Annotated in this window: 11 protein-coding genes; 5 read left to right on the top strand and 6 right to left on the bottom strand. The window is 68.9% G+C overall.

Translation table 11 applies throughout. The features are described 5' to 3' along the window. Positions 1-23: 23 nt before the first annotated feature. Complete coding sequence (locus DEH84_RS11660) at positions 24-1,868, bottom strand: TolC family outer membrane protein (RefSeq protein ID WP_245932573.1); 1,845 nt, start codon at positions 1,866-1,868, stop codon at positions 24-26. A gap of 248 nt (positions 1,869-2,116) precedes the next feature. Between DEH84_RS11660 and DEH84_RS11655 the strand changes: the two genes are divergently transcribed. Then, positions 2,117-2,806: a transglutaminase-like cysteine peptidase gene (locus DEH84_RS11655; RefSeq protein ID WP_109037003.1), complete on the top strand. Its 690-nt coding sequence runs from the start codon at positions 2,117-2,119 to the stop codon at positions 2,804-2,806. Positions 2,807-2,828: 22 nt separating this feature from the next. Continuing rightward, positions 2,829-4,751: an EAL domain-containing protein gene (locus DEH84_RS11650; protein ID WP_159098941.1), complete on the top strand. Its 1,923-nt coding sequence runs from the start codon at positions 2,829-2,831 to the stop codon at positions 4,749-4,751. Here DEH84_RS11650 and DEH84_RS11645 read toward each other — a convergent pair whose 3' ends face one another. The 4 genes from DEH84_RS11645 to DEH84_RS11630 are packed head-to-tail and all read right to left on the bottom strand — an operon-like array spanning position 4,752 to position 9,568. Further along, on the bottom strand, positions 4,752-6,194 hold the full coding sequence (locus DEH84_RS11645) for an HlyD family type I secretion periplasmic adaptor subunit (protein ID WP_109037001.1): 1,443 nt from the start codon (positions 6,192-6,194) through the stop codon (positions 4,752-4,754). It abuts the gene before it with no gap. 16 nt (positions 6,195-6,210) lie between these two features. Beyond that, the gene (locus DEH84_RS11640; protein WP_109037000.1) at positions 6,211-8,388 is read right to left on the bottom strand and encodes a type I secretion system permease/ATPase; all 2,178 of its coding nucleotides are present in this window, start codon (positions 8,386-8,388) and stop codon (positions 6,211-6,213) included. Between the two features lie 55 nt (positions 8,389-8,443). Next, a complete protein-coding gene (locus DEH84_RS11635; RefSeq protein WP_109036999.1) occupies positions 8,444-8,989 on the bottom strand; it encodes an NUDIX hydrolase in 546 nt (181 codons plus the stop codon). A gap of 36 nt (positions 8,990-9,025) precedes the next feature. Beyond that, complete coding sequence (locus DEH84_RS11630) at positions 9,026-9,568, bottom strand: chorismate--pyruvate lyase family protein (RefSeq protein ID WP_159098940.1); 543 nt, start codon at positions 9,566-9,568, stop codon at positions 9,026-9,028. 78 nt (positions 9,569-9,646) lie between these two features. On the opposite strand from DEH84_RS11630, the gene pgeF reads away from it, so the two are divergent. Beyond that, positions 9,647-10,501, top strand: coding sequence for a peptidoglycan editing factor PgeF (gene pgeF, locus DEH84_RS11625; protein WP_425428953.1), 855 nt, complete (start codon positions 9,647-9,649; stop codon positions 10,499-10,501). Here pgeF and DEH84_RS11620 read toward each other — a convergent pair. Beyond that, entirely contained in the window at positions 10,424-10,732 is a 309-nt protein-coding gene (locus DEH84_RS11620) for a hypothetical protein (protein WP_109036997.1), read from the bottom strand. The two genes, pgeF and DEH84_RS11620, sit on opposite strands and share 78 nt — an antisense overlap. 700 nt (positions 10,733-11,432) lie before the next feature. Between DEH84_RS11620 and phaC the strand changes: the two genes are divergently transcribed. Both phaC and DEH84_RS11610 read left to right on the top strand, forming a co-directional pair. Further along, complete coding sequence (gene phaC / locus DEH84_RS11615; RefSeq protein WP_109038357.1) at positions 11,433-13,151, top strand: class I poly(R)-hydroxyalkanoic acid synthase; 1,719 nt, start codon at positions 11,433-11,435, stop codon at positions 13,149-13,151. A 52-nt stretch (positions 13,152-13,203) separates the two neighbouring features. Continuing rightward, entirely contained in the window at positions 13,204-14,382 is a 1,179-nt protein-coding gene (locus DEH84_RS11610; protein WP_109036996.1) for an acetyl-CoA C-acetyltransferase, read from the top strand. The last annotated feature ends 49 nt before the right edge of the window (positions 14,383-14,431 follow it).

The raw sequence follows: 14,431 nt of genomic DNA, 5'->3' as shown, positions 1-14,431 counted from the left end.
CACGCTTTGCCCGCGAAATGCGCTCAGCGGTTGCTTTCCCGCACGATGACCCAGGCGCCGCCCTGCAGGCGCCAGGTGAGCGTCTTGGCCGTCTGGTCGCTGAAGTCATTCGAGCGATAGCTCTGCTCGAAGCGGGTCACGACCGTGTCGCCTTCCGGCGCGACCTGCACCTGGCCCAGCTTCACCTCGATGGGGCCGGACTTGCTCAGCATGCGGCGGCGGTTGGCTGTCCATTGGGCCGGGGTCGTGCGCGCCGGTGCAAATTCGGGCGCGTAGAAGCCGAGGTAGCGGTTCGCGTCCTTGGCCATCCAGGCGGCGGCCCAGTCCTGCAGGCGCTGCGTCACGGTGGCCACCGCTGCGGCGTCGGCCTTGGGCGCCACCGGCGCAGCGGTCGGCACGGTGGGGGCGGTCACGGCTGCGGTCGCCACAGCGGGCACAGCCAGCCTGCGCGCGCGGGCGTCGAGTTCTTCTCGCGGGGTGCCGGTCGGTTCCACCGACACCACCGGGCAGCGCTGGGCTGCCTCATCCTCGGCCTGCCAGTCCTTGGCCAGCTCGGGTGCAGCGCCTTCCTGGGTCAGGCCCAGCGTGCTCACCAGCATGTGGCGCACGGCTTGTGTGCGGGCGTAGGCCAACTGCAGGTCGTGCTCGGCATTGGCATAGGCTCGGCGGGCCGTGTAGAGCTCGTTCTCGGCGTTCAGCAGGTCCAGCAGGCTGCGCTGGCCGATGTCGAACTGCTGGCGGTAGGCGTCGCGCGCTTTCTCGATGGCCAGCACGTTGCGGTCCAGTGCCACCAGCTGGTCCTTGAGCTTGCGGATGTCGTTGTGGGCGATGGCGCTGGTCTGGCGCACGTCGCGACAAGCCTTGTCGCGCTGGTCGGCAGCCTGGTTGATCAGGTCGGCGTACTGACGCACGCGAGCGCGGTCGGATCCCCCGTTGTAGAGGTTCCAGTTCATCACCAGTTCGGCGGCGGTGTCGCGCTTCTGGTTGAGCACGCCATCGAAGTTCTTGCCCACACCCGAGCGCACCCGCGCCTCGACGCGCGGCTGGAAGCGGCTTTCCTGGCCTTCGGCCTGCGCCTGCACGGCGCGCAGGTTCTCGACCGCGGCGCTGATGGCCGGGTTGCGGGCCAGCGCCTGGTTCACGTGATCGGTGTTGGCGGGCTGCAGCCCGCGCTCGAGTCCGGCGGGCACGTTCAGCCGCGGGCCCGGGGCCTCACCCACGATGCGCAGAAAGCGGGCGCTCACGTCGTGCAGGTTGGCGATCTCGGTCGTCAGGTTGGATTCGGCGAGGGCCAGTCGGGCGTTCGATTGCTCGGCGTCCACACCGCGGCCCACACCCGCCTTGAATTTCGACTGCAGCTGGTCGGCGGCGTACTTGTGCTGCACGTAGTTGTCTTCCGCCAACTGCACGAGCTTGCGAAAGCGCAGCACGTCCAGATAGGCGCGGGCGGCTTCCAGCGCGGTGTCTTCGCTGGCAGACAGGAACTCGAAGTAGCGCACCATGCGGGCGTGGCCCAGTCGCTCCACTTCCTTGCGGGTGGCCAGGCCGTCCCACAGCATCTGCGAGGCGCTCAGCGCAAGGCCATGGCGGGTCAGGCTCTGGGAGTCGGGCGTGCGCGAGGTGATGCGGTCCTGGTCGCGGCCCACGCTGGCGCCCAGGTCGATGCGGGGGTAGAAACCGCCGCGTGCGACGTCGGCTTCATTGGCCGCCGCCTGCAGTGCATTCAGCCGTGCGGTGACGTCGGGGTTGTTCGCCAGCGCCTTCTGGACCGCTTCGGTCAGGCCTGCGGCGGTCTGGGCGCCTGCTGCCGTGGCGAGGCACGCCATAGCCAGTGCCGAGAGGGCGCACTTCATCTTGTTTTGCGTCACGGTGTTGCCTTGGGAAACGGTCGGTCCCGGGTTATCGGCCTCGGGTCTTCAAACTACAGCTGTCGGGACGACGGCGTCCGCATGTGTTGGTAAACCGGTTATTTTGTCACCAAGCGTACGCGCGCGACCTGCCGCCGGGGCCATCCGGCCCGGGGGGAGTGCATCCCCTTAACGGTGAAGGTGGGTCAAGTCTCCGGCGCACTGGCCGATACTGTCGTGTGATTCGCCCGTCTGCCTTGCTGTCCGCCATGGCTCCGCTGGATGCCGACGGCCATCGCGCGCCCTTGCTGCGCAGGGCGCGCGGGTGGCTGCTCGGCCTCGTCGTGCTGGCCTCGTTCGTCGGCACGGTGGGCCTGGCCTGGGAGGCCCCCCGGGTGCTCGGCAGCGCACAGCGCCTCGGCCCGGTGGTGGCGGCACGGGCGCAGGCGCTGGTGCAGGACATCGGCGAGGCCGCCGCTCTCGACGAAGAGGCTCGGCTGCGGCGGCTCAACACCTTCTTCAATCGCCAGGTCCAGTACCGCGATGACCGCGATGTGTGGGGGCAGGTCGACTACTGGGGCTCGCCGCTCGAAACCCTCACGAAGGGGCAGGGCGACTGCGAGGACTACGCCATCGGCAAATACTTTGCGCTGATGGCGGCGGGCGTGCCGAGTGCGCGGATGCGGTTGGTTTACGTCCGTGCACAGAACGGGGGCGTCATCCAGGCGCACATGGTGCTGGCGTATTACCCGACGCCCGACGCAGAGCCGCTTATCCTCGACAACCTCATCACAGACATCCGGCCTGCGTCCCGGCGGCCTGATCTGACGCCCGTCTTCAGCTTCAATGCCGAAGGCTTGTGGCAAGGTGTGGGGGCCGCCACGGCGGGCGATCCGGTTGCGCGTCTGTCGCGCTGGCGAGAGGTGCTCGCGAAAGCGAAGGCGGAGGGGTGGTGGTGAACGGCAAGCAGGTGGAGTGTTTATGTCCTTGATTCGTCAGATCTGGTTGTTGTTGCTGGCGACGCTGTTGTTGGCGTTCTTCGGCAGCTTCGCCGTCTGGATGCTGTCTGCGCGCGGCTACCTTGAAACGCAGTTGCGGCTGAAGAACGCCGACAACGCGCAGTCGCTGGCCTTGAGCCTGTCGCAGCAGAAGGGCGACCGCACGGCCATGGAGCTGACGGCCTCGGCCGTTTTCGACACCGGCTTCTACCAGCGGGTGACGCTGCGGGACGGTGCCGGCCGCGTGCTGTTCAGCCGCGATGCCGAAGCCGATGCCGTGCGTCCCCGTGCCCCCGCCTGGTTTGCGCAGATGGTGACCGTCACGTCGACACCCGGGGTGGCCCAGGTGTCCGATGGCTGGCGTGCGCTCGGCTCGGTCGAGGTGGTGAGCCACGCGGCGTTTGCCTACGACCAGCTCTGGCAGGGCGCCTTGAAGACCGTGGGGCTGCTGTCCGTGCTGGGCGCCTTGGCGGCGGGGGCGGCCGCATATGGCGTGCGGCGCATCCGCACCCCGCTGGATGCCACGGTGGCGCAGGCACAGGCCTTGATGGAGCGGCGCTTTGTCACGGTCCCCGAGCCGGCCGTGCCCGAGCTGGCTCGGCTGAGCCGCGCCATGAACGAGGTCGTGCAACGGCTGAAATCGCTGTTCGACGAGCAGTCCACGCAGGTCGAGCAGCTGCGTCAGCAGGCGCATTGCGACCCGCTCACCCGGCTGTCGCATCGCGCACACTTCATGACACAGTTGCGCGCCATGCTGGCCACCGACGAAGCGGCCGGCGAAGGCATGCTGTACCTGATCCGCGTGGTGGACCTGGCCGGGATCAACCGGCAGCTGGGCCACCGGGCCACCGATGCCCTGCTGCAGAAGGTGTCCGACGTGCTGCGTGGCGTCTGGGCCGATGTGGCGGGCGTGGCCCGCGGGCGGCTCAATGGGGGCGACTTTGCCGTGCTGGTGGGGCAGGGCGACGTGGCGCCGCCGCCGGCGGCCTACTATGCCGATCTGCTGCGCCGCGCGCTGACGGAGATGGCCTCGCCCGCGCAGATCGTGGTGGGCGCCGTGCGCTGGAGCCGCGGCATGCCGGTCGCGCAGGTGCTGGCGGCAGCCGACTCGGCGCTGGCCCGCGCGGAAAGCCGCGGTCCGTTCGCGGTGGAGACGGCCGAGATGCCGCAGTCCGATGTGGCCGTGCTGGGCGAGGAGGCCTGGCGCGAGCGGCTGGACGCCGCCCTGCAGGCAGGCCGGATGGAGCTGGTGCGCTTTCCGGTGGTCGGCCGTGACCAGCTGCTGGTTCACCACGAATGCCCGCTGCGCATCCAGCTTGAGGATGATGGCACGCCCGAGCCGGCCGCGCGCTGGCTGCCGATGGCGCTGCGCACCGGCCTGATCGCCCGCATCGACGAGGCCGCCGTGGCACTGGCCCTGCTGCAGATTGCGCGGGATCACGAACCGCTGGGCGTGAACCTGTCGCCGGCCTCCCTGGCCGACAGCAGCTTCGTGCCGCGCCTGCGCGCGCGTCTGGCCTCCATGCCCGAGGCGGCCCGCCACCTGTGGCTGGAGGTCGATGAAAGCGCGGCGATCGACCGCTTCGACATGGTGCGCGAGCTGTGCAAGCAGCTGCGCCCCTTGGGGGCCCGCGTGGGGCTCGAGCACGCCGGTGACCGCCTGGCGCGCATCAACCTGCTGTTCGAGGCCGGGCTGGATTACGTCAAGCTCGGTGCCTCGGTGGTGCAGGGGGTGGCCCAGGATCCGGCCCGTTCGGCGTATGTGACGGCGACGGTCAGCATGCTGCATGGCCTGGGCCTGCAGGTGTTTGCCGAAGGCGTGAGCGATCCGGCCGACATCGTGGCCCTGCACCAGGCTGGCCTGGACGGTGTCACCGGCCCGGCCGTGCGGCTGACGACCGCCTGATCAGCGCTCGCGCAGCGCGTAGGCCTTGGCCTTGAGCACCGGCTTGAGCAGGTAGGACAGCACCGTCTTCTTGCCGGTGAGGATGTCCACCTCGGCGGTCATGCCCGGGATGATGGGCAGCTGGTCGCTGAAGTTCACGCGCTTGGTGCGCACCCGCACCACGTAGAACGTGTTCTGGCCCCGCTCGTCGGTCACGGTGTCGGGGCTGATGTTTTCCACCGTCGCGTCCAGCCCGCCGTAGACCGAGAAGTCGTAGGCCGTGAACTTCACGGTGGCCGGCTGGCCGGGGCGGATGAAGGCGATGTCACGCGGCTGCACCTTGGCTTCCAGCACCAGGGCGTCGTCCAGTGGCACGATCTCGATGAGGTCCTTGCCCGGGGTCACGACGCCGCCCACCGTGTTCGCCAGCAGGCGCTGCACACGCCCGCGTACCGGCGATTTCACCGAGGCCTTGTCCACCTTGTCGGCCAGGGCCACGGCGCCTTGGTTGAGCGCGTTCAGACGGCCCAGCACCTCGGACAGCTCCTTGCGCGCTTCGTTGCGGAAGGAGAGCTCGGTTTCCTGGATCTTGCGCGTGGCTTCGCTGATGGCGGCCTGGGCCCGACCGATCTGCGCGCCAGCCTGCTCCATCTCGCCGCGGGCGCGTGTGACGTCGCGTTCGAGTCGCAGCACGTCGACTTCCGAGACCGCGCCCGTGGCCAGCAGCGGTCGCGTTTTGGCCAGTTCCTGCTGTGACAGGTCGAGCGAGCGTGCGGCCGATTCGCGGCGTGCGCGGTACTCGCTCAGTTCCTGCTGGCGCTGGGCGAGCTGCTGCTGGCTGATGGACACCAGGGCGTTGAGCTCGGAGCGGCGCGCGTCGTAGAGCTGGCGTTCCTCGTCGATGATGCGCTGCTCTTCGGCGTCGCCGGTGCGGGCCGTGGGCGGGTAGAACGGATCGCCTTCGGCGAGCGCCTTCAGGCGCGCCTGCTTGACCTGCAGCGCAAACGCCTGCGCGGCGCTCTCGCGCACGCCCGAGGTGGCCCGCGTCTCGTCGATCTTGAGCAGCAGCTGCCCGGCCTCGACCACCTGGCCCTCCTGCACACGGATCTCGGAGACCACGCCGCCATCGAGCGACTGAATCACCTGCAACTGCCGCGACGGGATCACCTTGGCGTCGCCCTTCGAGACCTCGTCCACCTCGGCCACGGCCGCCCACGCGATCAGGATGGCCGTGACCAGCACCGCCGAGCGCACCAGCGTCTGTGCGCGGTGGGTGCCCGCGGTGGACATGACGGCCTCGGCCTCGTTCTCGAATGCGGGCATGCCGGCCGCATGGGCCTGTGCGGCGTCCACACGCGGGCCGCCCAGGCGGTCGAGCAAAGGGTCGGTCACGGGCGCGATGGTGGTGCGCACCTTTTCGAGGACGCGCACGGCACCCTGACCGGACTGGATGAGCTTGTTCATGGTGTGCGGCCTCCGGTCACGATGCGCGGGCGATGCGGCCGGCCGCCAGCGCCTGCATGATGCGGTCGCGCGGGCCATCGGCCACCACCTTGCCCTGGTCGATCACGATGACCCGGTCGACGAAGGCCAGCATCGAGGTGCGGTGCGTCACCAGCACCACGGTCTTGCCCTGGCAGAAGGCCTGCATGCGCTGCGTCACCTGGGCCTCGGTCGAGAAGTCCATCGCGCTGGTGGGCTCGTCGAGCAGCAGGATCGGGGCGTTGTGCAGCACGGCGCGGGCAATGCCCACGCTCTGGCGCTGGCCGCCCGACAGCAGCTCGCCGCGCTCGCCCACCGGCAGATCGAAGCCCTGCGGGTGGCGTTGCACGAACTCCGTCAGTCCGGCGGTTTCGGCAGCGGCCACGATGGCATCGTCCATCGCGTGCGGCATGCCGAAGGTGATGTTCTCGCGCAGCGTGCCGAAGAAGAGGTTCACGTCCTGCGAGACGTGTGCGGTGTTGCGACGCACGTCGGCCGGGTCCAGCTGACGCAGGTCGATGCCATCGAGCAGCACGGCGCCCCCGGTCGGCTGGTACAGGCCCATGACGAGCTTCTGCAACGTCGTCTTGCCCGAGCCCACCTTGCCGATCAGCGCCACGCGCTCACCCGGAGCCACCTTGAAGCTGATGTCATCGATGGCCGGCTCCTGTCGGCCCGGGTAGGCGAACGACACATGGCGGAACTCGATTTCGCCCTTGAACTCGCGGCGCTGCACGAAGGCCGAGCCCTCGGGCCGCTCCACCGGCTGCGCCATGATTTTCTCGAGCGACTCCAGGGCCGTGCGTGCGCCTTGGTACTGCATCAACAGGCCCACGATCTGGCCCGCGGGGGCCAGCGCACGGCCGGCCAGCATGCTCACGGCGATCAGGCCCCCCATGGTGAGCTGGCGGTCGGTGATCAGGTAGACGCCGATCACCACGATGCTCACCGACACCATCTGGGTCAGCGTGGCGGTCGTGTACATCGCGCTGGACGACAGACCCCGCATGCGCACGTTGAGCCCGGCGAGGAAGCGGTTGGCGCGCTCCCAGCGGTCCTGGATCAGGCTTTCGGCAGCCTGCGCCTTGATCGTCTCGATGCCGGTCAGGCTCTCGACCAGCGTGGCGTTGCGTTGCGCCGAGGCCTGGTAGGTCTGCTGCGACAACTCGTGCAGGCGATGCTGCAGCACATAGCCGGCCACCACAATCATCAGGAAGATCAGCACCACGGGGATCACCAGCCACGGCGAGATCCAGGCGATCACGCCCAGGAACAGCACCGCAAACGGCAGGTCGATCAGCGCTGTGACGGTGCCCGAGGCAATGAAATCGCGGACCTGCTCGAAGCCGCGCAGGTTGGCCGCGAACGAGCCCACCGATGCCGGCCGGTTCTCCAGCCGCATGCCCAGCACCCGCTCCATCAGCGTGGCCGAGATATGCACGTCGATGCGGGCGCTCGCCTCGTCGATGAAGTGGCTGCGCAGCAGCTTGATGAACAGGTCGCCGCCCAGCACGAGCACGATGCCGATGGCCAGCACCCACAGTGTCTCGGTCGCGTGGTTGGGCACCACGCGGTCGTACACGTTCATCGAGAAAATGGGGTAGGCCAGCGCGAACACGTTGATCAGCAGCGCCGCCCACAGCACATCGCGGTACACTAGGCGCTGCGCCAGCACCGGGCCCCAGAACCAATGGCCGCTGCGGGTGGCTCGCACGGCCGGCGTACGCTCGTCGAAGCGGAAGTGCGGGCGCGCGAACAGCACCACGCCGGTGTGGCGGGTGTTCAGGTCGTCCAGCGTCAGGCTGATCGCACCCTGACCCGATTCGGGCAGCAGGATGCGGCAGGTGCCATCGGCCTCCCGGGACAGCAGCACGCACGCGCGCTGCCCGTGCAAGATCAGGATGGCGGGCAGCGTGAGGGCGTCGATGTCGGCTACCGCCAGGCGCTGTACCTTGGTGGCCAGTCCGGCCCGGCTTGCGGCCCGTTCGGCCAGCTGCAGCGTCAGCGGGCCACTGGCCAGCGGCAGTCCAGCCGACAAGGCAGCGCGAGAGGCCCCAAGGCCATGCAGGCGGCAGACCTCGATCAGGCAGTCCAGCAAGGGATCGGGGGTGACCAGATCGTCGCGCAGGCGCGCGGTGGGCTGGGCGACGACAGGGGGATCCTGAGGGGCGTTCATCGATGGTGTGGAGGCAGGCCGGCCGCGCAGGGCCTGGCTGGCCGGCGCGGGTGTGTCAGCGGATATCGGCGCAATGGATGCCGAATTGACCCGTTTCCCGGTCTGCGAAATAGCGATCGAGTGTCATCCGCACGGTACGGAACGCCAGGTCGTCCCATGGGATCTCGTGGCGGTGGAACAGGCGCGCCTCCATCGTCTCGGGGCCGGGCGCAAATTCCGTGTCAAGCAGACGTGCGCGGTAGAACAGGTGGACCTGGCCCGCGCTGACCACATTGATGACGCAGTACAGGTCGCCCAGCTCAATGTGAGCCCCTGCTTCCTCGTCGGTTTCGCGCGCGGCACCCTCGGCGGTGGTCTCACCCAGTTCCATGAAGCCGGCGGGCAGGGTCCAGAAGCCCTTGCGGGGCTCGATGTTGCGCTTGCACAGCAGCACCTGGTCGCCCCACACAGGCAGGGTGCCCACCACGTTCAGCGGGTTGACGTAGTGAACGTGCCCGCACGACGGACACACCGCCCGTTCGCGGTTGTCGTCGGCTGGCACCTTGTGCTCGACGGGGGTGCCACAGACCTGGCAGTGCTCGATTCGGCGTGCAAACAGCATCCGTCAAGTGTAGGGCAAGGCAGCGCACGGCGCGGGTCAGCGCCGGTGCCCCCGACGCACGGCGCCAGTGCGGCCCGCTTCCAGCCCGCCCACCCATGGTGAGAACGCTTCCAGCACCTGCAGCGGGTGCCCCTTGTGTCGAAAGATGGAGTGCCGCGCCCATGATGGCGTGGCGGCGATGGCTTCGGGCGCACGGGTTTGCCAGCCGCGTGCCAGATGACGGCCCTCGGGCGAGGAAGAGGGGAAGCGGCTGGCTTGCAGCGGCCCACGGTGCACGCGCCGGTGCGCAAACAGCAACTCGGCCAGCGGCCGTGTGCCCAGGCCCTTCATGGCCCGCCAGGCGCCGCGTGCGGCGCGCAAGGTCGTGACACTCCGTGCCCAGACTGCGGGCCGGCCATCCACCATCAGCATGACTTCGCGGACGTGCCCGCTGCGCTCGCCGAGGGCCCGCTGCTCCTGCCGCCAGAGCGGTCGATGGCCCTGCTGCAGCACCCGCACGGTGACGACGCCGTGGCTTCGCAGTCGCGCCGTCAGTGATCCCGGGGCGCAGAGCCAGGCGGGCAGGTCGCCGCATGTCAAGGGCAGGCGGCGGTCAGGCGCGGGGTATCGTCGGGGTAGCATCGGGGCGCGATCATAGCCCTGCCACCGTCTCGTCTCATGTCCACTGACCCTGCCACCACACCCCGCTCCGACGTCGCCGGCCAGCCCCCGGGCCTGCCGGCCGGGTGGATCGTGCCAGCCATGGGGCCGGGCGTGGGCGCCTTGATGACGGCACGATCTGGCGGGCACAGTGCCGCGCCCTATGCCGGGTGCAACCTGGGGGACCATGTCGGGGACACGCCCGACGCCGTGGCCTTGAATCGGGCCGAGGTGGCTGCCTTGCTCGGTGCGCGACCAGTCTGGCTCAGGCAAGTGCATGGGCATACCGTGGTCCGGCTGACGGCAGGCAGTGGTCTGGGCGGGGAACCCATTGAAGCGGACGGGGCGCTGACCACGGAGCCCGGCGTGGCTTGCACGGTGATGGTCGCGGACTGCCTGCCGGTGCTGCTCGCTGCGCCGGAGGGGCGCGGCGTGGCGGCGCTCCACGCAGGTTGGCGCGGCCTGGCGGGCGCAGGCGAACTGGGCGGGCGCGGCATCGTGGAGGCCGGTGTGGCGGCGCTGTGTGAGGCCACGGGCTGTGCCCCCGCCGATCTGCGCGCGTGGTTGGGGCCCTGCATCGGCCCGTCGGCGTTCGAAGTGGGCGCCGACGTGTTGGCGGGCTTCGGGGTGAACCCCGCTGAATCTCACCCCCGGTTCGTGCCCCGCGCAGGCAGCGGCGAGGCCGCGCCCCGCTGGCTGGCGGATCTGGCTGGCCTGGCGCAGGACCGGCTGGCCGGGCTGGGCGTGCGCGCGGCGCACACCGCCGGGGGGGCGTGGTGCACGGTCAGCGAGCCATCACGGTTCTTTTCTTTCCGGCGAGACGGGCGCACCGGACGGCAGGCTGCCTGCATCTGGCTCGACTCCTGCCGCTGAGTCGGCCGCCGGGCCCTCTGCTGCGGCCGCCTGACGCGCTTCGGCTGCCTGCCTGGCCTTGCGACGGGCCGGCGTGCCCAGCAGGTACATCACGAGCGCCAGTGGGCCCAGCCCATAGAACAGGAAGGTGATGACCGCGCCCAGCACGGAGCCCTGCGGGTCCGTGGCTTCGGCCAGCGTCATCAGCGAGACCACATACATCCACGCCAGGGCAACAATCCAGGTCCACATCGCGAAGGGCTTTCTTCAGGCACCGAGGGCAAACACTGCAGACGGTAACGGGGCGCACCAAGACCATGTCGGTTGATGTGCATCACCCATGCCAGTGCATTCATGGCGTTATTGTGACCATGGTGCGCTGCCTTACCGGGCGAATGGCGGTTGTTGGAAAGACGGCAAAAGCCGCCTGGGGTCGTTTCGCCACGAAAAATGTGCCCTCAAAATAGGACAACATGCAGAGGGGCACTCGGTTGCCCGCATCGGTCCTCATCCAAGCAGGAGACGTATGGCAGTTTCCCCAAGGTCGCGCAGCTCGCGCACCCGGCAAGCCAGCAGCGACGCTGAGTCGCGCAAGGCAACCCCCTCTGCGCGCGCCCCGGGCGCCGCACCCTCGCCCAAGTCGGCCACCCGGGCGACGAAGCCTGCGCCGGCGCGCGAGCCCGAGCAGGTCGCACCAGCGGCGACAGACTCCGCGGCCGCAGCGCCGTCAGCCGGTGCCTCGCCCGGCGCCGAGGCCGCAGCGGCAGCCAACCCGTTCGGCGCACCGTTCCAGGCCTTTGCGCAGGCACTGCCCGGCGCCGAGGCGTTCAAGACCGGCGCATGGCCCGACTGGCGCCAGTGGGCACGGGGCACGGGCCTCGACGCCGCCGATCTGTTCAAGTTTCCGCCGAGCACGGCGGGCCAAGCCGGGCCCGAGGCCCTGACGCAGTGGATGAACCTGCTGAAGCCGGCCGGTCTGCCGACCCTGCCCACGGCACCCGGTGTGTCCACCATGACCGCGGCGGTGGAGGCCATGGGCCGAAGCCTCGGCACCACCGTGCAATCGCTGGCGGGGCTGAGTGTGCCGGCCGACGAGATGCAGCGCATCCAGCAGGAGTACGTGCAGGAAGCCACTGCGCTGTGGAACAAGTCGCTGGAAGGCCAGGACGCGCTCAAGCCGGCTGACAAGCGTTTCGCTGCGCCCGAGTGGTCGGCTCATCCGGCAGCCGCTTTCACCGCGTCGCTGTACCTCCTCAACGCCCGGACCTTGCGCCGCCTGGCCGACGCGCTGCAGGGTGACGACAAGGCCTGCGAGCGCGTGCGTTTCGCCGTGCAGCAGTGGGTGGCGGCCTCGTCGCCCAGCAACTTCCTGGCGCTGAACCCCGAGGCGCTGAAGAAGGCGATCGACACCCGCGGCAGCAGCCTCACGCAGGGCGTGCAGCAGCTGATGCACGACCTGCGTCAGGGGCACCTGTCGCAGACGGACGAAAGCGTCTTCCACGTCGGCCAGAACGTGGCGACCAGCCCCGGCCAGGTGGTGTTCGAGAACGCCTTCTTCCAGCTGATCGAGTACGCGCCGCTGACCGAGAAGGTCTACGAGCGGCCGTTCCTCTTCGTGCCCCCGTGCATCAACAAGTTCTACATCCTTGATCTGCAGCCCGAGAACTCGGTCGTGCGCTACCTGGTGTCGCAAGGCCATCGGGTGTTCATGGTCAGCTGGGTCAATCCGGATGAGAGCCTGGCGCAGGCCAGCTGGGACGATTACATCGAGCAGGGCGTGTTCGAGGCGCTGCGTGTCACGCGCGACATCTCGGGCGCCGACCAGGTCAACGCCCTGGGCTTCTGCGTGGGGGGCACCATGCTGGGCACGGCGCTGGCCACCCTGGCTGCCCGGGGCGAACACCCCGCCGCCAGCCTGACGCTGCTGACGGCCTTCCTCGACTTCAGCCAGACCGGCATCATGGACGTCTTCGTGGACGAGGCCATGGTCCGCATGCGCGAGATGACCATGGGCCCCGACAGCCCGAAGGGCGGCGGCCTCATGCGCGGCGGCGACCTGGCAGCCACCTTCTCGTTCCTGCGCCCGAACGACCTGGTCTGGAACTACGTCGTGGGCAATTACCTGAAGGGCGAGCCGCCGCCGGCGTTCGACCTGCTGTACTGGAACAGCGACAGCACGAACCTGCCGGGCCCGTTCTACACCTGGTACCTGCGCAACACCTACCTCGAGAACAAGCTGGTGCAACCGGGGGCGGTCACGGTGTGCGGCGAGCCCCTCGATCTGAGCCGGCTCGACCTGCCGACCTTCATCTACGGCTCGCGCGAAGACCACATCGTGCCGTGGGAGAGCGCCTATGCGTCCACCCAGGTTGTGCGGGGGCCCCGCACCTTCGTGCTGGGTGCGTCGGGCCACATCGCCGGCGTGATCAACCCGCCTGAAAAGAAGAAGCGCAGCCACTGGGTGAGCGGTTCGCTGGCACAGGCCTTGCCTGACAGCGCCTCGGCCTGGCTGGATGCGGCAGAAGAACGTCCCGGGAGCTGGTGGCCCGTGTGGGCCGACTGGCTGGCTGGACATGCCGGCCGTCAGGTGCCCGCACCGAAGCGCCCTGGCAACCGGACCTACCCCCCGATCGAAGCCGCGCCCGGCCGTTACGTGCTGCGCAAGGCTTGAACCGCACGAGCCCGGCGCACGGGCTTTTCATTGATTGATACAGGAGCGTCTCATGACTGACATCGTCATCGTTGCCGCCGCGCGAACCGCGGTGGGCAAATTTGGTGGAACCCTGGCCAAGACCCCGGCCGCGGAACTCGGTGCGGTGGTGATCAAGGATCTGCTGCGCCGCACCGGCGTGTCGGGTGACCAGATCAGCGAAGTGATCCTGGGCCAGGTGCTTCAGGCCGGTTGCGGCCAGAACCCCGCGCGCCAGGCTGTGATCAAGGCCGGCCTGCCGAACTCGGTGCCCGCCATGACGATCAACAAGGTGTGTGGCTCGGGCCTGAAGGCCGTGATGCTGGCTGCACAGGCCATCCGCGACGGTGACGCCGAAATCGTGATCGCCGGCGGTCAGGAGAACATGAGCCTGTCGCCGCACGTGGTGCCCAACTCGCGCGACGGCATGCGCATGGGCAACTGGTCCATGGTCGACACCATGATCAACGACGGCCTGTGGGACGTCTACAACCAGTACCACATGGGCATCACCGCCGAAAACGTGGCCAAGCAGTACGGCATCAGCCGTGAGGAGCAGGACGCCCTGGCGCTCGCGTCGCAGCAGAAGGCGGCCGCGGCCATCGAGAGCGGTCGCTTCAAGGACGAAATCGTGCCGGTCGTGATTCCGCAGCGGAAGGGCGACCCCGTCGTGTTCGACACGGACGAGTACGTGAACCGCAAGACCAGCGCCGAAGCACTGGCCGGTCTGCGTCCGGCTTTCGACAAGGCGGGTTCGGTGACCGCTGGCAACGCGTCGGGCCTCAATGACGGCGCCGCTGCCGTGATGGTGATGTCGGCCGCCAAGGCTGCGGAACTCAAGCTGCCGGTGCTGGGTCGAATCGCTTCCTACGCCAACGCGGGCCTTGACCCGGCAACGATGGGCATGGGCCCGGTGCCGGCATCGCGCCGCGCGCTGCAGCGTGCCGGCTGGGCGCCTGCCGACCTCGACCTGCTCGAGATCAACGAAGCCTTTGCCGCTCAGGCCTGCGCCGTGCACAAGGAAATGGGCTGGGACACGAGCAAGGTCAACGTCAATGGGGGCGCCATCGCCATCGGTCACCCGATCGGTGCATCGGGCTGTCGCATCCTCGTGTCGTTGCTGCATGAAATGGCCAAGCGCGACGCCAAGAAGGGCATTGCCTCGCTGTGCATCGGCGGCGGCATGGGCGTGGCGCTCACCATCGAGCGTTGAGCGCAGTTTTCGTTCGTCGAGACCATAAACATTCTTTGGAAGAGGAGAT

Source organism: Aquabacterium olei (assembly GCF_003100395.1).
GTDB lineage: Bacteria > Pseudomonadota > Gammaproteobacteria > Burkholderiales > Burkholderiaceae_C > Aquabacterium > Aquabacterium olei.
This window is presented reverse-complemented; position numbering and strand designations above follow the sequence as displayed.

Bases quoted from the DNA above. Each gene is read 5' to 3' on its own strand.
- DEH84_RS11655 (WP_109037003.1), top strand. From the start codon at position 2,117: ATGGCTCCGCTGGATGCCGACGGCCATCGCGCGCCCTTGCTGCGCAGG.
- DEH84_RS11650 (WP_159098941.1), top strand. From the start codon at position 2,829: ATGTCCTTGATTCGTCAGATCTGGTTGTTGTTGCTGGCGACGCTGTTG.
- DEH84_RS11645 (WP_109037001.1), bottom strand. From the start codon at position 6,194: ATGAACAAGCTCATCCAGTCCGGTCAGGGTGCCGTGCGCGTCCTCGAA.
- DEH84_RS11640 (WP_109037000.1), bottom strand. From the start codon at position 8,388: ATGAACGCCCCTCAGGATCCCCCTGTCGTCGCCCAGCCCACCGCGCGC.
- DEH84_RS11635 (WP_109036999.1), bottom strand. From the start codon at position 8,989: ATGCTGTTTGCACGCCGAATCGAGCACTGCCAGGTCTGTGGCACCCCC.
- pgeF (WP_425428953.1), top strand. From the start codon at position 9,647: ATGTCCACTGACCCTGCCACCACACCCCGCTCCGACGTCGCCGGCCAG.
- DEH84_RS11620 (WP_109036997.1), bottom strand. From the start codon at position 10,732: ATGTGGACCTGGATTGTTGCCCTGGCGTGGATGTATGTGGTCTCGCTG.
- phaC (WP_109038357.1), top strand. From the start codon at position 11,433: ATGAACCTGCTGAAGCCGGCCGGTCTGCCGACCCTGCCCACGGCACCC.
- DEH84_RS11610 (WP_109036996.1), top strand. From the start codon at position 13,204: ATGACTGACATCGTCATCGTTGCCGCCGCGCGAACCGCGGTGGGCAAA.